The 17,071-nt window shown below is 70.2% G+C and carries 15 protein-coding genes; 10 read left to right on the forward strand and 5 right to left on the reverse strand.

Annotated elements, in window-relative coordinates; translation table 11 throughout:
• Positions 1–158: 158 nt before the first annotated feature.
• Positions 159–611 carry a hypothetical protein gene (locus ON39_RS13545; RefSeq protein ID WP_051186577.1) on the forward strand — a complete coding sequence of 151 codons (453 nt, stop codon included), beginning with the start codon at positions 159–161 and terminating at the stop codon, positions 609–611.
• Between the two features lie 53 nt (positions 612–664).
• A complete protein-coding gene (locus tag ON39_RS13550; protein WP_040734257.1) occupies positions 665–1,306 on the forward strand; it encodes a LysE family translocator in 642 nt (213 codons plus the stop codon).
• Between the two features lies 1 nt (position 1,307).
• Here the strand turns inward: ON39_RS13550 and ON39_RS13555 are convergent, their stop codons facing one another.
• Positions 1,308–4,241, reverse strand: a complete 2,934-nt coding sequence (locus tag ON39_RS13555; protein ID WP_040734258.1) for an AfsR/SARP family transcriptional regulator — start codon at positions 4,239–4,241, stop codon at positions 1,308–1,310.
• Positions 4,242–4,465: 224 nt separating this feature from the next.
• Between ON39_RS13555 and ON39_RS13560 the strand changes: the two genes are divergently transcribed.
• Positions 4,466–5,563 carry a helix-turn-helix transcriptional regulator gene (locus ON39_RS13560; RefSeq protein ID WP_157195458.1) on the forward strand — a complete coding sequence of 366 codons (1,098 nt, stop codon included), beginning with the start codon at positions 4,466–4,468 and terminating at the stop codon, positions 5,561–5,563.
• A 22-nt stretch (positions 5,564–5,585) separates the two neighbouring features.
• Here ON39_RS13560 and ON39_RS13565 read toward each other — a convergent pair whose 3' ends face one another.
• Positions 5,586–6,821, reverse strand: coding sequence for an aminotransferase class I/II-fold pyridoxal phosphate-dependent enzyme (locus ON39_RS13565; protein ID WP_051186578.1), 1,236 nt, complete (start codon positions 6,819–6,821; stop codon positions 5,586–5,588).
• Between the two features lie 125 nt (positions 6,822–6,946).
• On the opposite strand from ON39_RS13565, the gene ON39_RS13570 reads away from it, so the two are divergent.
• The 5 genes from ON39_RS13570 (at position 6,947) to ON39_RS13590 (ending at position 12,152) form a co-directional block, all read left to right on the forward strand.
• A complete protein-coding gene (locus tag ON39_RS13570; RefSeq protein WP_063713342.1) occupies positions 6,947–7,423 on the forward strand; it encodes a nuclear transport factor 2 family protein in 477 nt (158 codons plus the stop codon).
• A 175-nt stretch (positions 7,424–7,598) separates the two neighbouring features.
• A complete protein-coding gene (locus ON39_RS13575; RefSeq protein ID WP_040734260.1) occupies positions 7,599–8,402 on the forward strand; it encodes a tryptophan 2,3-dioxygenase family protein in 804 nt (267 codons plus the stop codon).
• The gene (locus ON39_RS13580) at positions 8,399–9,511 is read left to right on the forward strand and encodes an aminotransferase class V-fold PLP-dependent enzyme (protein WP_040734262.1); all 1,113 of its coding nucleotides are present in this window, start codon (positions 8,399–8,401) and stop codon (positions 9,509–9,511) included. Before ON39_RS13575 ends, ON39_RS13580 begins: the two co-directional genes overlap by 4 nt.
• Positions 9,512–10,582 carry a methyltransferase gene (locus ON39_RS13585; protein WP_051186580.1) on the forward strand — a complete coding sequence of 357 codons (1,071 nt, stop codon included), beginning with the start codon at positions 9,512–9,514 and terminating at the stop codon, positions 10,580–10,582.
• A gap of 4 nt (positions 10,583–10,586) precedes the next feature.
• Positions 10,587–12,152 carry a phytoene desaturase family protein gene (locus ON39_RS13590; protein WP_040734264.1) on the forward strand — a complete coding sequence of 522 codons (1,566 nt, stop codon included), beginning with the start codon at positions 10,587–10,589 and terminating at the stop codon, positions 12,150–12,152.
• A gap of 55 nt (positions 12,153–12,207) precedes the next feature.
• Here the strand turns inward: ON39_RS13590 and ON39_RS13595 are convergent, their stop codons facing one another.
• From ON39_RS13595 to ON39_RS13605, 3 genes are all read right to left on the reverse strand, one after another.
• Positions 12,208–12,519 carry an EthD family reductase gene (locus tag ON39_RS13595; RefSeq protein WP_040734265.1) on the reverse strand — a complete coding sequence of 104 codons (312 nt, stop codon included), beginning with the start codon at positions 12,517–12,519 and terminating at the stop codon, positions 12,208–12,210.
• The gene (gene paaZ, locus ON39_RS13600; protein ID WP_040734267.1) at positions 12,516–14,555 is read right to left on the reverse strand and encodes a phenylacetic acid degradation bifunctional protein PaaZ; all 2,040 of its coding nucleotides are present in this window, start codon (positions 14,553–14,555) and stop codon (positions 12,516–12,518) included. The genes ON39_RS13595 and paaZ overlap by 4 nt, the downstream gene beginning before the upstream one ends.
• 106 nt (positions 14,556–14,661) lie before the next feature.
• A complete protein-coding gene (locus tag ON39_RS13605; protein ID WP_040734268.1) occupies positions 14,662–15,273 on the reverse strand; it encodes a TetR/AcrR family transcriptional regulator in 612 nt (203 codons plus the stop codon).
• 160 nt (positions 15,274–15,433) lie between these two features.
• On the opposite strand from ON39_RS13605, the gene ON39_RS13610 reads away from it, so the two are divergent.
• Together ON39_RS13610 and paaA are read left to right on the forward strand one after the other, a co-directional pair.
• The gene (locus ON39_RS13610) at positions 15,434–16,234 is read left to right on the forward strand and encodes an enoyl-CoA hydratase/isomerase family protein (RefSeq protein ID WP_040734270.1); all 801 of its coding nucleotides are present in this window, start codon (positions 15,434–15,436) and stop codon (positions 16,232–16,234) included.
• A gap of 29 nt (positions 16,235–16,263) precedes the next feature.
• On the forward strand, positions 16,264–17,071 hold an 808-nt coding region (paaA, locus tag ON39_RS13615; RefSeq protein ID WP_040734272.1), incomplete at its 3' end, for a 1,2-phenylacetyl-CoA epoxidase subunit PaaA.

The raw sequence follows: 17,071 nt of genomic DNA on the forward strand, positions 1-17,071 counted from the left end.
TGCACAATCGTTGCATCGAACTCGGTGACGCGTGTCGCGCGCGATGACGACGTGCGCTGCCACGCGGGCGCTGCTCCCCCACGAGACCGCCACGCCGGTCAGCAAACTTCGATGCATCGTTAATGCATCATTAACGAACAGGTGGGTATCCGACCCGCATGACGCAAACCTCCGACCCACGCCTGGACGACCACGAGCCCGCCGCCGACGCCTACGACCCGGCCACCGTCGCGGCCGTCGGAAAACTGACCGAGGCGCTCGAAATCATCGAGGTCGCGCGCGGCCACCTCTACCAGTTCCACCGCCTCACCGGCACCGCCGACTTCGCCGTCGAGAGCGCTGCGGACCAGCTGCGCGAGGCCGGGCACGACACCTTCGCCGCCCAGCTGGTCCGAGAGCTGGTCGGCCGCAATGTCCTACCGGGCCGCTGGACCTTCCAGGTCGTCGAGGACTACGACGAAACCTACTACCGCTGTCTCCGCGAGTGGGAAGAGCGCGCGAGGCAGTTCACCGGCGGGCAGCGTCACCTGCACGAGGCCGAGCTCAAACGCGAGCGACGAACCAACGGAAAGGCAGGGCACGCGGCCACTCCCGACGAACGAGCCGAGTGAGCCACACGGTCCGGGCACCAGCCGCGTACGGCGGCGCGGATATCGTCGGGGGGATGACCGCATCGATCGACTGGACCGCGTTCGTGCCCGCCGCCGTCGCACTCTCGCTGATTCCCGGGCCGAACCAGCTGCTCAGCGTGCGAAACGCGATCCGATACGGCACCGCGCCCGCCACGATCGCGCTCGGCGCGCGGTTCGCCGTCTTCGCGTCGATGACGGTCGCGGTCGCCATCGGTCTCGGCGCGCTGCTGACCCGCTCGGCGCTGGTCTTCGACCTCGTCAAATGGGTGGGGGTCGCGTACCTGCTCTACTTCGGCCTGAGCACGCTGTGGCGCGCCCGGCGCTCGCCGGTCACCGACGAGCCAGACGTTCCCGAACTCACCGCGCTGGGTCGGGTCCGGCGTGCCATGCGTGGCGAGCTCCTGGTCGCCGCAACCAATCCCAAGGCCATGCTGCTGTTCGCCGCGTTCCTGCCGCAGTTCCTCCCCTCCGGTGCGGACGCGAGCGGCTCGCTGCTGATCCTGGCCGCGGCCTACATCGGCATCGAAGCGTGCTCCGCCATCGCCTATACGGTGCTCGGCGGCGTGCTCGGCCGGCTGGACCTGACCGCTCGCGCTCATCGGAACATCGACCGAGTCACCGGCGCGGCGTTCGTCGGGCTCGGTGGCTATCTCGCGACCGCGCAACGTCCTTGACTCAGCGCGCCTGGTCCGACAGCCGACGGCGGACCGCTGCCAGCCGCTCGACATAGCGGGGCCAGCCGAAGCCGGAGGCCGCGTGCGCGGCCGTCGTCTCCTCGACGATCCGCGCGGACGCCGCGAAATCGCCTTCGGCGCAGGCCAATGCGGCCGACACCGGCATGGCGGCCAGCCGCGTGGTCTGGCCGTGTGCCGAGTCGCCGAAGACGCGGTCCAGGAGTGCGCGGGCCTCGGCCAGTTCTCCGCGTTCGATCAGTACGTCGGCGAGATCTATCTCCGCCGTGCCGATCTCGTCGCCCATATAGGTCAGCGCGGTCCGGCAGTGCACCTCGGCCGCGTCGAGATCGGCCGCCGCCGCGGCGATTCCGGCCCTGACCTGCTGGGTGAGGGCGAGGATGTGGCGGTCGTCGAAGCGCTTTGCGTAGTCGTCGGACTCGGCCGCGTGCGCCAGCGCCTCGTCGGTGCGCCCGAGCGCGGCCAAGGCCTTCGCCAGATTGCTGAGCCCCCGCGCCAAGCCGTGCTGGTCGCCCATCGTGCGGTCGAGGTCGGCGGCGCGCCGGAAGTTCTCGGCCGCCGCCTGCGCGTCACCGGCGAACAGCTGGGCGGACGCGCAGGCGTCTATGCACGCGGACTCGCGCTGGACGTTGCCGGTGCGACGCGCGAACTCCGCTGCGGTGCGCAGGGTGTCGACGGCCTGCCGATAGCGCGCGCGTTCGACGTCGATACAGCCGCGGCAGTAGTGCACCGAGACGGCCACGGCGCCACCGTCTTCGGGGTCGATCAGCGTCGCCGCCTCGTCGAGCAGATCGGCGGCCTCATCGAGGCTGCCGATCATCATCCAGTGAAAGGCCCAGCGGCTCAGCGCGTCCGCGCGGTCCGCGGCCGAAATGTCGGTGCTCGCCAGGAGGGGCCCGTAGTAGCGGCCGGCGTAGGTGTACCAGGACCGCATGAGCCACGGGCGGTCCATGGCGACCGCCAGCCGCAACGCGGTGGCGGCGGCGGGCGTGCCGGGCGAACGATCCAGAGCCTCGGCGATATTCGGCCACTCGGCGAAGATCGCCGCCACCCCCTCCGCGGTGCCCTCCCCGTGGGTGTCGATCGCCGCGCACACGTGATCGAGGCACCACTGGGCATGCCGGGCGCGCGCGGCGGCCAGCTCGCCTTCGGCCGCGAGCCGGCTCTGCGCATAGTCGCGCACCGTCTCCAGCAGCGTGCAGCGCCGGTAGGCGCCGTCGGTCAGCACCGTGATCAGGTTGCGGTGCTCGAGCTCGGCCATGGCGGAGGCGATCCGGTCCGCGTCGAGGTCGGCGGGCAGCACCGCGGCGACGGCCTCCGGCGGAAAGCCGCCCGCGAAGACGCCGATCCCCCGCAGCACGGATTGCGTTGCCGGGTCAAGGATCTGGTAGCTACAGTCCAGCGCGATGCGCAGCGAGGCGTGCCGGTCGCTGCCGCCGTAGAGCGCGCCGCCCACCAGCAGCCGCATCGTGTCGGTGATGCGGGTGGCCAGCTGACTCAGCGACAGCGTTCTGGTGAGGCCGGCGGCCAGCTCGATGCCGAGCGGCAGCCAGTCCACGGTCGCGCAGATCCGCACCGCCTCGTCCCTGGTGGACTCGTCGAGCGAGATCTTGGCGCGGTCCGCGAACAGGGCCAGGCTCGACCGGCGATCCAACGCGCCGACGGGCCGGACGTCCTCGCCGTGGCAGCCCAGCGGCACCTGGGAGGTGATCAGCGTCGTGAGCCCCGGTGTGGCGGCGGACAATTCGGTGACGATCGCCTTCACCTCGTCGGCCACGTGCTCCGCGTTGTCGATCAGCAGCAGGTTGCCGGCCAACTCCGTGGCCAGTTCGGGGAGTTCTTCGCCCGGCGCGGCCTCGACGCCGGCGACGGTGGCGATCGCCTGCCCCACCAGATTCGCGTCCCGCACGGCGGCGAGCTGCACGGCGACGACCCGGCGACCGGCCCGTGCGGCCGCGCGAGCCGCCTCCAGCGCCAAGCGCGACTTGCCGCACCCCGGCCCGCCGGTGAGGGTGATCGTTGCTGGCTCGGGCAATTGCCGTACCAGCGCGGACATTTCGCGTTCGCGACCGAGGAACGAGGTCACCGGGCCGGGAAGGTCTGTCCCGGCGGCGATCTCGCATCCCACACAGCCCTCGTCCGGGTCCACGGTCCGGCCGCCGCCGTGGGACGACGAGCGGCGCAACTGCGGATCGTGGCGCAGCACGCGCTGTTCCAGCGTGACGGTCTCCTCGGCGGGGGCGACGCCGAGCCGGGCGGCCAGTTCGCGGCGCAGCCGGTCGAGGCCGCTCAGTGCGTCGGCTTGGCGTCCGGTTCGATAGAGCGCGAGGGCGTGTAGCCGGCCCAGCGTCTCGTGCACGGGATGCGCGGCGACCAGGCGCGACAACTCGGTCACCACCTCGCCCGCGTCGCCGGACTCGATCGCCGCGGTGATGCCCGCGACGCTGAGCTCCAGACGCCAAGCGTCGAGCCGCTGGGCCTCGGCGAGCGCCAAGGGCGCGGTCCGCACGTCCGCCAGCGACGAGCCGCGCCAATAGTTCAGCGCCGCCGCGGATTCCGCGCGAACCACCGCGTGCTCACCGGCGGTCTGCGCCGCCCGCATGCGGCCGGCCGCCGCCTCCGCCGCCAGCAGATCCGGCATGATCGCGGTGCAGCGGTAGCCGGCGGCGGTCCGCTCGACGGCGTCCGCGTGCGGCCCCAGGGTGGCGCGCAACCGGGAGATCACGTTCCACAGGCGTTGCGGCGGACGCTCGCGCGCCTCGTCGCCCCAGAGCCCGGCCGCCAGCCTGCTGTCCGGAACGGGCAGCCCCTTGGCGAGGGCGAGACAGGTCAGGGCCGCGCGCTGCAGCGGGCGATCCACCGCGATCACGGTGTCGGCGGCCCGCACGACGACCGGGCCGAGTACGAGAATTTCCATTGCGCCACAGCCGATCCCGGGAGCGCGGGCTCGGCCGACCTCCTGTCCATCGTCGGACGGACGCCACCCCGCCGGCCGCCCGTTCACTCCACCCTCGAGAGGTCGCACCGATCATATCCCCCGGTTCGCGCGCGGCAGGTCGCCTTCCGCGCCACGACCGCGATCGGCACATGTCCCCGATTCCGGGGGATCCGCCGGGCGAGGCCGGGCGCGATACTGAGAATATGCAGGGGAGATCGCTGGACGTGCTGGCCGCGGGCGTGGCGGCCGCGTGCCGGATCTCCTCCGGCGCGCTCGCACTGCAGTGCGCGGTCGCCGCGACCCTGCGCCGGGCCGTTCCGTTCGACGCGTGGTGCGCGCTGACGATCGACCCCGCCTCGGTGCTGCCCACCGGCGGCTTCCACCGGGACGGACTGCCGCGGGAATACCTGCCGCAACTGCTCGACATCGAGGTGCGCGGCGGCGACGCGCTCGCGCTGCCCACCCTGGCCCGCGGCCCGCGCCGGGCGGTGACATTGTGGGAGGCCACCGGCGGTCGCCCCGAGACGAGCCTGCGCTACCGGGAGGTGCTGGCGCCGAGCGGGATGACCCGCGAGATGCGCGTGCTGTTCGGCGACAACGCCACTATCTGGGGTGCGCTGGTCCTGTTCCGCGCCGCCGACGCTCCCGACTTCTCCACCGCCGAAACACGTTTGGTCGAGGGCTCGACCGGTGCGGTCGCCGACGCGATCCGCCGGGAGATGACGCTGACCGAGATCGCCGTCGGCGACGATGCCGAGGGGCCCGGCCTTATCCTGCTCGATCCGGATCTCGACCGGATCAGCACCTCGGCCGCCGCGGCGCACTGGCTCGCGCAGATCGATGACGATGTCGATCCACGGCGCGAATTGCCCTACCGGGTCTTGAATCTCGCGCATCAGGCGCGCTCGCGCCCCGGCCGTGCCCGCGGCCGCGTCCGCACCAGGGCCGGGCGTTGGCTCACCCTGTACGCCGAGCGGCTCAGCGGCGCGGGCGAGCAGCTGTCGATCATCATCGAGGCCGGCAGGCCGGTCGAGATCGCCGCGCCGGTCGCCGACTGCTACCGGCTCACCGTCCGGGAGCGCGACGTGGTCAAGCTGCTCGCCAGGGGCTACTCCCGGGCCGAGATCGCCCGATCGCTGATCCTGTCCCCGCACACCGTCGACGACCATATCAAACGGGTCTTCGCCAAACTCCGGGTCCGCAGCCGGGCCGAGCTCACCGCCACCCTGTTCTTCGACCAGCACATGCCCCGCATCCACGAGGACGTGCCGATCGGCGGCACCGGCTGGTATCTGCGCTGAACTCATTGCGCGGCAAGCGTCGTCAGACACACGAACCGACAGCCTGTGGGGCCGAGCGGAACTCCGCCGGAACGTGCCTGTCGAGTGCGCGCACCAGTTCGGAGATATCCGAGAGCCGATGGTGCACAGTAATTGTCGTTCGAATGCCCGCGAGCCTGGCCGGAACCGCCGGGAAAGTAGCCAGATTCGTGTAGACCCCCTCGTAGAGGAGGCGTTCGGCCACCTTCTGCGCGTCCGCCGGCCGCCCGATCGTGACGTGCCGGATCGGACTCACCGCCGCGTTCGCGAGCGGCAGACCCGACTCCCGCATCAGCCTGGTGCACAACTCGATTCGCTCGCGCAGCGTCGCTTGACGCTCGGCCAGTTCGGGGCTCAGATGGATTTCGGCCGAGGCCACCGCGACGCCGAGCAGGGGCGGCTGGATCGGACCGGAGAAGATGGCCGGTCCCCCGAGCATCCGCAGCCGGCTCTTCAGCCGGGCGGACGGGAGCACGATTGCCGCGCCCGCGGCGGCGAACGACTTGTTCAGCGAGGCCGCGACGACGACGCGCTCGTGCCCGGCGAGCAGGTCGAGCGTCGGACCGTGACCGTGCCTGCCGCACCAGCCGACGCCGTGCGAGTCGTCCATGTACAGGTGCAGCTGTTCGTGACGGTCGAGCAGGGCGGTCAGCGCGGGCAGCGGCGCGAGGTCGCCGAACATGCTGTAGACGCCGTCGGCCAGATACCAGACCCGGCGATGCGCGCGACCGAGGCGCTCGATCGCGCGCTCCAGCTGGGAGATATCGCTGTGCGCGACGAACTCCACCGTCGTGCCCTGGGCGTGCAGGTAGGGCGCGACCGCTTGGACGCTGTGGTGCACCTGCGCGTCGAAGACCACGGCGTCATTCCCGCCGACCAGCACCGGTAGCGCCGTTTGGTGGCCGAGCGTGGTGCTGGGCGTGACCAGAACGTGGCCGCCGAATACCTCGCCGAGCAGCTGCTCGAGCACGGGATACAGCGGCGCCTCCAGGTAGGCGCGCGACGAGGAAAACTGTGTGCCGTACCGCATCACGGCCTCGCACGCGGCCGTCCGGAGCCGGGAGTCCAGCTCGAGCCCGAGGTAACCGCACGAGCCGAAGTTCAGCCGCTGCCTGCCGTCGAGGCGGACCGTGCGGCCGTCGAGCGTCTCGTCCTCGGCGCTGCGCATGACGAGGCCGGCGTCGAGAGCCGCGCTCATCATCGCCTCGGTCAGCCGCGAAGTCTCCTCGGCGCTGCGCATTGTCGTTGTCCTCCCGCCGTTCCCGGGGCTCAGTCTGCCCCGATACCGTGCCGCGGCGACAACGACGGTTCGCTCAACGGACCGAGCCGGCCGGGTTCGGCGACCCCGCACCCACAATGCGGATCATGACGACACTGACCGAACGGACCCGGCGCGACACCGCCACCGTCGACAAGATCCTGCTCGCGCTGTACGACGTGATCTCCGGACCGCCGGGCCCGCGCGACTACGACCGCCTCCGCGCGCTCTTCCTGCCGGGCGCCCGCCTGATCCCCGCCGAGCCCCTCACCGACAACCACGTGGGCGGGCAGGTGCTCGACTGCGAGGCCTTCATCGAGCAGATCCAGCCCGTGCTGCTGGCGCAGCCGTTCTATGAGCGCGAAATCGCCCGCAGGACAGAGTGTTTCGGTCCGCTGGTGCACGTCATGAGCACCTACGAATCCCGCGAGACCCCGCACGGCAACCCGTTCGTGCGCGGCGTCAACAGCATTCAGCTCCTGCACCAGGACGAACGCTGGTGGGTGGTGACCATCATGTGGTCCGAGGAGTCCCCCACCCAGCCGATCCCCGGCCGCTACCTCGGCCTGCACGCCCTCCCCTGACCGCACCCGCCGGTCGGGCGTCGATCGATCCGGTGGCCGGACCGAAACAGTGCGTGGGCACGATCGCGCGTGCCACTGTGGCACAGGCTATTCGGTCGGGGGTGATCGGCGGGGCCGGGCGGGGCCACGGATGTCGCCGATGACGTAGGGCGGCACAGTATCAGGAGGCAATGTCGTGACTACGAGGGCGGGGCATACCGCGGAGGAACAGCTGCGTGAGGCGCTGGCCAAACCGGTGTTCAATGCGGTTCTGAAGACCTGGGTCGGGGTGGGCACCACCGATTACGAGGTGTACCTGCGCACCGGGGAGTTGCTGTCGTTGCAGACGGCGACCGGGGAGCTCACGCACCCGGACGAGCTCATGTTCCAGATCGTGCACCAGGCCCAGGAGGTCTGGCTCAAGCTGCTGGCCCACGAACTCGCCGGGATCGTCGGCGAGGTGGACCGGGACGAGCTGTGGGAGGCGTCGGCGCGGCTGGACCGGACGATCCGGATCGCCGACTGTCTCGCACGCGAGATCGGGGTCCTGGAGACCATGACCCCCGACACCTACCAGACCATTCGCCGCAGCCTCGGCAAGGGCAGCGGCCAGGAGTCGCCCGGCTACAACGCGGTGCACACCGCGGCCGAACAGGTCGAGGCGGCGCTGGATCGGCTCCTCGACCGCCGCGGTGTCCGGGTCGCGCAGGTGTACGCCGCCAACGCGCAGCCCGAACTCAAACGCGTCTGCGAGCTCTTGGTCGACATCGACGAGCGCTTCCAGCAGTGGCTCATCGCCCATTTCATGTTGGTGCGCAGAACAATCGGCGTCGGCCGCGGGGTGAACGCCCTGGACGGCGTGCCGACCAAGGTCCTCACCGGCCGGATGACCAAGCCCCTGTTCCGCTCGCTGTGGCAGGTCAGGAGCGAGCTGACCGAGAACTGGAGCAGCGCGGGCGGTTACGCGCCCGGCGCGAGCCGGGAGTCCACGGCCAGATGAACGAGGCGACGCTGCGCGCGGAGTTCCCGGTACTCGAAACCTGTGTGTACCTCAACAGCAACTCGACGGGGGCGATGCCGCGCGGCGTCGAGCACGTCCTCGCCCGCTACTGGAACACGGTGCGCGACTGGCGGGACGACGCCTGGGGCGGCTGGCTCGAAGAGCTGGACGGCTATGTGCACGCCCTGTCCCAATTCCTCGGCGCGCCAACGGGAACCGTGGTCACCGACGCGAATCTGACCACCCTGCTCGGCCGGCTCGCCACCTGTTTCGACTTCGGCGGCGAGCGCACGAAGGTGGTCACCACCGACCGTGAGTTCCCCACCGTGCCGTTCCTGTGGCACGGCTTCGCCAGATACGGCGCGGAGCCGGTGGTCGTCGACTTCGACACCGACGCAGTCGAATCCGCGATCGACGAACGCACCCTGCTCGTCTGTGTCGCGCACGGCAGCTACACCACCGGCGCGGTCCTCGACCTCGACCGCATCGTCGAGCGGGCCCATCGGATGGGCGCACTGGTCATCGTGGACACCTTCCAAACCGTCGGCGTCGTACCGCTGCACCTGCGGGCCCTCGACGTGGACTTCGTGCTCGGCGGCGCGCACAAATGGCTCTGCGGCGCACACACCGCCTTTCTCTACGCGCGCCGGGAACTGCTGCCCACGCTGCGGCCCGCGGCGACCGGCTGGTTCGCCGGCCGCGATCCGCTGTCCTTCCGGCCCGCCGAGGACTGGGCGCCCGACGCACGACGCCTCGCCGGCGGCACCCCGATTCCGTTGACCGCCATGATGTCTCGGGTCGGCCTCGACCTGCTCGCCCAGGTAGGCGCCCCGGCGATCCGCGAACACTCGCTGCGATGCACCGACCTGATCATCGAACGGGCCGACGACGCGGGCATCCCCGTGCGCACTCCGCGCACCCCGCACCTGCGCGGCGGCGTCGTCTGCCTGCGCTTCCCCGGCGACGAGACGGTGAAGAAGCGGCTGGCCGGGCGCGGCATGGTGTGCAGCTGGCGCGAGGGCCTTCGACTCGCCCCGCACATCTACACCACCCTCGACGAGATCGACGCGTTCATGGACGCGTTGATCGCCGAACGAAAGGCGCTGTGAATGACGACCTCGCCCCGAGCCCTGCTGAGCCTGCTGTTCAACGGCGACAAGGCCATCGACGTCGTCGAGACCGCCTGGGAGATGGGCATTCTCGACGTTCTGGACGCCGGGCCGTGCAGCCTCGGCGAGCTGTGTGACCGGTTCGAGCTGGTACCCATGCGCCTGTACAAGCTGCTCGACTGTCTCGAATGCCTGGGGCTCGTCACCCGGCAGCCTTCGGATACCTTGCAAGACACAGGGTATCGCGCCACCGAGGGCGCGCACGCCGCCGCCGAAGACGTCTTGGGTCCGGCCTCGCTGGAGCGCGACCGGGACGGGTACCCGTGGCGAAAGCTCTACGGCAGACTCCCCGAGGTGCTCCGCGGCGCGCACGCCATGGCGCCGGAGGACTTCAGCTGGCCGCTCGACAGCGCCGAACAGGTCGCCGGTTTCGAACACAGCATGGCGGCCGGGATCGGACCCATCGCCGAGTCGTTCCGCGCCAACCTGAGCCTGCGGCGCGGCGAGCTACGCCTGCTCGACGTCGGCGGCGGCGACGGCACCTTGGCCGCACTTCTGCTCCGGGACAACCCGGGGTTGCGCGCCGACGTCTACAACCTGCCCGCCCTGCGCCCCCTCGTCGAGCGCACCAGGGACGAGTCGGGTCTCGGGGACCGCCTGGGCTTCGTCGGCGGCGACTTCCTCGCGGAGCCGCTGCCGACCGGGTACGACATCCTGTCCTTCGTCCGGGTGCTGCACGACTGGCAGCGACCGCAGGCCCGCGAACTGCTGGCGAAGGCCTACACCGCGCTGCCACCGGGCGGGCGGGTGCTCATCTGCGAGGAGTTCCGCGACGCCGAGCGGCTCGCGCGGCAGTTCTTCTGGTCGTACTTCCTCATCGGCGTCGACAGCTGTGCCAGCATGCTGCGCGAGGTCGCCGACTACCGCGGCCTGCTCGGCGACCTCGGATTCACCGACGTCGAGGTGCTGGTGGGACCGTTCGAGATCGTCGTCGCGACCAAGCCCGCCGAAGTCGCGGTCCGGTCAGTGACAACAGATATCGACGCCGCCCCGGCGAGGCTGGTCGACTGACACCATGCAGACTTTCGACCATATTTTCGTCGGCGGCGGCCACAACGCGTTGGTAGCGGCGGCGTACCTGAGCAGGGCCGGACACGAGGTCCTCGTCATCGATCGCAACGATCGGGTCGGCGGCTTCGTCCGCAGCGCCGAGCTGGCGCCGGGGGTGATCTACGACCCGTTCTCCTCGGCGGTGCCTCTGTTCCTCAGCGGCCCCGCGTGGCGCGACCTCGGCCCGGACCTGCAGAAGCAGGGGCTCCAGATTCTTCAGCCGGAGTTTCCGACCGGCGTCTCGATGGAGGACGGCACCACCGCCGTCTTCCCCCGCGACCCGATCGCGCTGGCGGAGGAGGCAGATCGGCTGCACCCCGGCGACAGCTCGGCGGTCGCCGCGATCGTCTCGGCCCTCGGACCGGCGACGGGCGCGACGTTCGGGCTGCTAAGTCAGGATCTGACCGCCGAATCCGCCCGGATCACCATGGCCAAGCTGGTGCGCGACGGCGAGGGCTGGTCCGAGCTGGCCGAGGTCGCGCTCGACAGCGCGCGCTCGGCCGTGTCCGAGGTCGAATCGCCTGCCATGCGAAGCCTTTTGGCCTCCTGGCCGGCCCACGTGAGCCACGGCCCCGACGACGCGGGCGGGGCCTTCTGGACGACCATCTTCCCGCTCGGCTTCACCGCGGCCGGCAACCCGATCCCGCAGGGCGGCATCGGCAAACTCGCCCAGGCGCTCGGCGAGATCGTCACCGGCCACGGCGGCGTCATCCAGACCGGCGCCACCGTCACCAGGATCCGGGTCGCCGACGGGCGCGCGGTGGGCGTGCAACTGTCCGACGGCAGCGCGTATCGGGCCAGGAACAGCGTCGTCGCCTCGGCGAACCCCGACCAGCTCTACGAGTGGCTGCTCGCGGAGACCGATGTGCCGGACCGGCTTCTGGTGCAGGCGCGCAAATACCGCTACGGCACCGGCCTTTTCCAGATACACCTGGCCACCTCGGTGCCGATTCCATGGGCGGACAAGCGTTTCGAGCGGATCGGCCAGCCGTTCCTCACCGACTCGCTCGACGGCCTCTCGCTGCACGTCGCCCAGGCGCGGGCCGGGCTGCTGCCCGCGTGGCCGACGATGACCATCGACTCGCCGACCGCGCACGACAACACCCGCGCGCCCGCGGGCACCAGCGTGATGCGCATCCAGGTCACCGACGTGCCGACCCATCCGCGCGGCGACGCGGCGGGGCTGATCACCGCCGACGGCGCCTGGACCGACGAGGTGGTGAACCGCTTCGCCGATCGCGTGCTCGAGGTCGTCGAGAAGCACGTCCCCGGGCTGACCGAGACGATCGTCACCCGCTCGATCGTCACCCCCGCCACCCTGGCGGCGTTCAATCCGAACAGCGGTCCGGGCGATCCGTACGGCGGCGCACAGGATCTCGCGCAGAGCTTCGCGCTGCGTCCCATGGCGGCCGCGCCGGGTCATCGCACGTTCGTGCCGAACCTGTACGTCCTCGGCGCGGGCACCTGGCCGGGCGCGGGCGTCTCGGGCAACTCCGGCTATATCGTCGCCCAATATCTGCTGGAGCCCTGAGCGTCGCGCTAATGCCTTGCGCCCGAACTCGTTTCGACGAACGGCGGCCGCGAACTCACCTGACGGATTGTTCCTCCTGCGTGTACATCATCACCCCGCCGGTGGCGAAGTTGCGCAGGTCCCGGCCCGCCGCCAGCATCTCGGGCGAGGACATTCCGGCCAGCAGCGCCTTCTCGTCGGCGAAGTACATGTTGGCCACCGCGTAGTACGGCGGCTCGTCCATGCCGATCGAAGCCACCTTGCCCCAGGTGAATTCGGTCATTCCAGGCACCGCGCGCGCCAGCGGGATGTGCACGGCGGTGTAGTGCTGGTCGAACGCCGCCGGATTCTCCGGCTTGCCGTAGCAGACAGCGATGCGAAAATTCATAACTCCTCCGGTTTGGCGACTAGCGTCAGCACGTCGTATGTCGCGACGGCCTCGTCCTTTTGATTGACAACCACCGCGTCCCAGCGAACCTCGCCGTAGGCCGCGCTCTGGCGCGGCGTGATCGACTTCGCCGTCAGCGTCACGGTCAGCGAGTCCTGCGCCCGCACCGGCGTCAGGAACCTCAGGTTGTCGACCCCGAAATTCGCCAGCACCGGGCCGGGCGCCGGGTCGACGAAAAGCCCTGCGGCGAGGGACACTACGAGATATCCGTGCGCGACGATACCGCCGAACAGCGGATTGGCCGCCGCCGCGGCCTCGTCCATGTGCGCGTAGAACGTGTCGCCGGTGAACTCGGCGAAGTGCGCGATATCGGCGCGGCTGACCACCCGCGGCCCCGCGACGATGGTGTCGCCGAGCTTCAGCTCGCCCAGGTTCTTGCGGAAGGGGTGCACGTCGCCGATGACGCGATCGGTGCCGGCGACCCACTGATCCCCCACCGCGGTAAGCACTTTCGGCGTGCCCTGCACCGCCGTGCGCTGCATGTGATGCAGCACGCCCCGGATGCCGCCGAGTTCCTCGCCGCCGCCCGCGCGCCCGGGTCCGCCGTGCACCAGCACCGGCAGCGGCGAGCCGTGCCCGGTCGACTCGCGCGCGTCCTCGCTGTCCAGCACCAGGATTCGGCCGTGGTAGGGCGCGAGGCCGAGCACGATCTCGCGCGCGAGGGCCAAATCCTTCGTCACCACCGAGGCGACGAGGCTGCCCTTGCCGCGGGCGACCTGCTCGATCAGCTCGCCGGTGTCGTCGTAGTCGAGCACCGTCGCCACCGGGCCGAACGCCTCGAGCTCGTGCGGCTCGGGCGCAGTCTTCTCGCCGCCGCGCAGCAGGATCGGCGACATGAACGCGCCCGAGTCCGCGCAAGCACCGACGACCTGGACAGATTCGGGATCACCGAACACGATGCGGGCCGACTTCGTCAGTCCCCGAATTGATTTCACGACTTCCGCGCGCTGTTCCAGACTGGCCAGCGCCCCCATCGTTACGCCGTCGGCATGCGGATCGCCGACCACCACTTGCGCCAGCCGGGCCGCAGCCGCCTCGAGCACGTCGTCGACTAGCGCCGCGGGGACGAACGCGCGACGGATCGCGGTGCACTTCTGCCCGGCTTTGACGATCATCTCGGTGACGAGTTGTGTTACGTACAGCTCGAATTCAGGGTCGCCGGTCCGTACGTCGGGTCCGAGCACCGACGCGTTGAGCGAGTCGGCCTCGGCCGTGAACCGCACCCCCGCACCGACCACATTGGGGTGCGCGCGCAGTGCCGCCGCGGTGTCGGCGGATCCGGTGAACGCGACGGAGTCCTGACCGCCGAGCGGGTCGAGTAGTCCGCGGGCCTCGCCCACCACCAGTTGTACGGAACCCGCTGGGAGCAACCCTGATTCGACGATGCGCCGGAATACCAGCTCGGTCAGGTAAGCGGTTTGTCCGGCGGGCTTGACGATCGACGGCACCCCGGCGATGAACGCGGGCGCGAGCTTCTCCAGAAAGCCCCACACCGGAAAGTTGAAGGCATTGATCTGCACCGCGACCCCTCGACGCGCGGTGTAGATGTGCCTGCCGACGAAACTTCCCTGCTTGCTGAGCCTTTCGACCTCGCCGTCGAGATACACCGTGCTGTTCGGCAGTTCGCGCCGGGCCTTGCTCGCGTAACTCAGCAGGGTGCCTATGCCGCCGTCGATGTCTACGCCGGAGTCGCGCCGGGTGGCGCCGGTCAGCCGGGACAGCTCGTAGAACTCCTCCTTGCCCGCCAGCAGCGCCTGTCCGAGCGCCTTGAGCGCCGCGGCCCGTTCGTGAAAGGTCAACCGCGCCAATGCGGGACCGCCCACCGTGCGCGCGTAGTCGACCGCGCCGGCGAGATCGACGCCGGCCGAGGAGATCCGGGCGATCTCCGCCCCATCGATCGCGCTGAGCAGCGGCTTGCCCGCGTCGGCCGCGGCGAACCAGCGACCTTGGACGTAGCTTTCCAGGAGTCTGCTCACGATGACACCGTCCCACCGTACGTTCGGTCGGTAATTACCATCCCCTCCGACGCCGATCGTTGTCAAGCACTCGGCGGCGGCGGCGAATTCGCGACCGCGACGCCGGTCAGGCGCGGCGCAACCCGTCGAAGACCAGGGCGACGACGGCGTCGGCCAGCGCCGTCGACGAGCCGCCCGCCCTCGGCCGGTACCACTCGATGAGCGAGTTCACCGTGCCGAAGACGAGCCGGGCGGTGAGCGCCGGATCGATGCCGGGCCGCAGGTCGCCCTCCGCCGCCGCCTCGACGACGAGACCGCTGACGAAGTCGTCGAACTCGCGCCGCCGCGCCAGCGCGCGACGCTCCGCCGGGGTGTTCCCGCGTACTCGCAGCAACAGGGTCACGTACGGCAATTCGGCGCAGAGGATCTCGACACTGCGGCGCACCAGGTACTCGAGCCGGTCGATATGCGGGCCGGTGACCGCCCGCTCCTCCGTGGTGACCGCGAACAGCGCGTTGAGCGCGCGGGCGAGCGCGAGCTCGAGCAGCTCGGCCTTGCCGGACACGTGGTGATAGATCGAGGACTTGGTGATGCCGAGCCCGCGAGCCAGCGCGTCCATACTGGTGCCGTCGTAACCCTTTTCGTTGAACACCTTCACCGCGACGGCCAGGAGCGAATCCAGGTCGTACCCGGGGCGGCCGGGCAGTCCGGTCCGGCGGGTCGCGCGCGCGTTCGTCATGCCTCATATCCTCCCAGTCCTCGAAATCCAGCACGGCAAGGGGCCGATACACCCTTGCCAACCTACCGAATGTTCGGTAAATAATTAGAGCTACGGGTTGCAGAGCATCGCCGCGCCGTGGCCATCATCGAACTGTCGGACCAGCCCTCCTGGAGACACCATGACAGCAACCTCGAAATCCGCGACGGTACGGCTGGAGACGGCGCACGGGCTCGCCACCATCACGCTGGCCCGGGCGTCGGCGCACAACGCGCTCGATCGCGCGACCAAACTCGCGCTGCTCGACGCCGTGACGGCGGCCGGCGAGCAACCCGGCGTGCGCGCGGTCCTGCTCACCGCCGAGGGCAAGAACTTCTGTGTCGGACAGGATCTCGGCGAGCACGCCGCCGCCCTCGCGGCCGACCCGGACACCGCGATGGACACCGTCGGCGAGCACTACAACCCGCTCATTCGCGCGCTGAGAGCGCTGGAAGTCCCTGTGGTAGCGGCGATTCCGGGCGCGTGCGTCGGCGCGGGCCTCGGCATCGCGCTGGCCGCCGACCTCCGTGTCGCCGGCGCGCGCACGACCTTCGCGACGGCCTTCACCGGCATCGGCCTGGCCAGCGACTCCGGGCTCAGCTACGCGCTCGTCGAGGCACTCGGCAGCAGCCGGGCAACCGGGCTGATGCTGCTGGGCGAGCGTGTGTCCGCCGAACAGGCCCTCGCGTGGGGCCTGGTGCACCGGGTGGTCGCCGACGAGGAGGTGCGGACGACCGCGGCCGAGCTCGCCGGGCAACTCGCCGCCGGACCGACGCAGGCCTATCGAAACGTCAAGGCGCTCATCGCCGCATCGGCGTCCGGCCTCGCCGACGCGCTGGACCGCGAACTCGCCGCACAGCGCCTGCTCGGCCGCACCGCCGATCACGCGGGCGCGGTACAGGCATTCCTCGCCAAACAGCGGCCGTCGTTCACCGGCGCCTGACACCCACCTCCGGTACGGAAAGTAGCGCGATGCCCACCTCCTCCGCGGCCGAGACCGGCACGCTACAGGCGCTTTTCGACGAGACGATCGCCGCCGAGCAGCGCATCGAGCCACGCGACTGGATGCCCGACGGCTACCGCAAGACCCTCGTCAGGCAGATCGCCCAGCACGCGCACTCGGAGATCATCGGCATGCAGCCGGAGGGCGATTGGCTCACCCGCGCACCGTCGCTGCGCCGCAAGGCGATTCTGCTCGCCAAGGTCCAGGACGAGGCGGGCCACGGACTCTACCTCTACTCCGCGGCCGAGACCCTCGGCGCCGACCGCGCCGACCTGACGGCCAAACTCATCGACGGCACCCAGAAGTACTCCTCGATTTTCAACTATCCCACCCGCACCTACGCCGATGTCGGTACCATCGGCTGGCTGGTCGACGGCGCCGCGATCTGCAACCAGGTTCCCCTGTGCCGCAGCTCTTTCGGCCCCTACGCCCGAGCGATGATCCGCGTGTGCAAGGAGGAGTCGTTCCATCAGCGGCAAGGCTACGAACTTCTGGCGACCATGATGCGCGGCACCGACGAGCAGCGCGCGATGGTCCAGGAGTCGGTGGACCGCTGGTGGTGGCCCGCGCTGATGATGTTCGGCCCGCCCGACGACGAGTCGCCGAACACCGAGCAGTCCATGCGATGGGGCATCAAGCGCAACACCAATGACGAACTGCGCCAACGGTTCGTCGACATGACCGTGCCCCAAGCCGAGGCACTCGGCGTCACACTGCCCGATCCCGCACTGCGCTGGAACGATCGGCGCGGCGCGCACGATTTCGGCGAGCCCGACT

It is taken from the genome of Nocardia tenerifensis NBRC 101015, from assembly GCF_000308715.1.
GTDB classification, from domain to species: domain Bacteria; phylum Actinomycetota; class Actinomycetes; order Mycobacteriales; family Mycobacteriaceae; genus Nocardia; species Nocardia tenerifensis.

Coding starts and splice junctions, on each gene's coding strand:
- ON39_RS13545 (WP_051186577.1), top strand. CDS start 159: ATGACGCAAACCTCCGACCCACGCCTGGACGACCACGAGCCCGCCGCC.
- ON39_RS13550 (WP_040734257.1), top strand. CDS start 665: ATGACCGCATCGATCGACTGGACCGCGTTCGTGCCCGCCGCCGTCGCA.
- ON39_RS13555 (WP_040734258.1), bottom strand. CDS start 4,241: ATGGAAATTCTCGTACTCGGCCCGGTCGTCGTGCGGGCCGCCGACACC.
- ON39_RS13560 (WP_157195458.1), top strand. CDS start 4,466: ATGCAGGGGAGATCGCTGGACGTGCTGGCCGCGGGCGTGGCGGCCGCG.
- ON39_RS13565 (WP_051186578.1), bottom strand. CDS start 6,821: ATGCGCAGCGCCGAGGAGACTTCGCGGCTGACCGAGGCGATGATGAGC.
- ON39_RS13570 (WP_063713342.1), top strand. CDS start 6,947: ATGACGACACTGACCGAACGGACCCGGCGCGACACCGCCACCGTCGAC.
- ON39_RS13580 (WP_040734262.1), top strand. CDS start 8,399: ATGAACGAGGCGACGCTGCGCGCGGAGTTCCCGGTACTCGAAACCTGT.
- ON39_RS13585 (WP_051186580.1), top strand. CDS start 9,512: ATGACGACCTCGCCCCGAGCCCTGCTGAGCCTGCTGTTCAACGGCGAC.
- ON39_RS13590 (WP_040734264.1), top strand. CDS start 10,587: ATGCAGACTTTCGACCATATTTTCGTCGGCGGCGGCCACAACGCGTTG.
- ON39_RS13595 (WP_040734265.1), bottom strand. CDS start 12,519: ATGAATTTTCGCATCGCTGTCTGCTACGGCAAGCCGGAGAATCCGGCG.
- ON39_RS13605 (WP_040734268.1), bottom strand. CDS start 15,273: ATGACGAACGCGCGCGCGACCCGCCGGACCGGACTGCCCGGCCGCCCC.
- ON39_RS13610 (WP_040734270.1), top strand. CDS start 15,434: ATGACAGCAACCTCGAAATCCGCGACGGTACGGCTGGAGACGGCGCAC.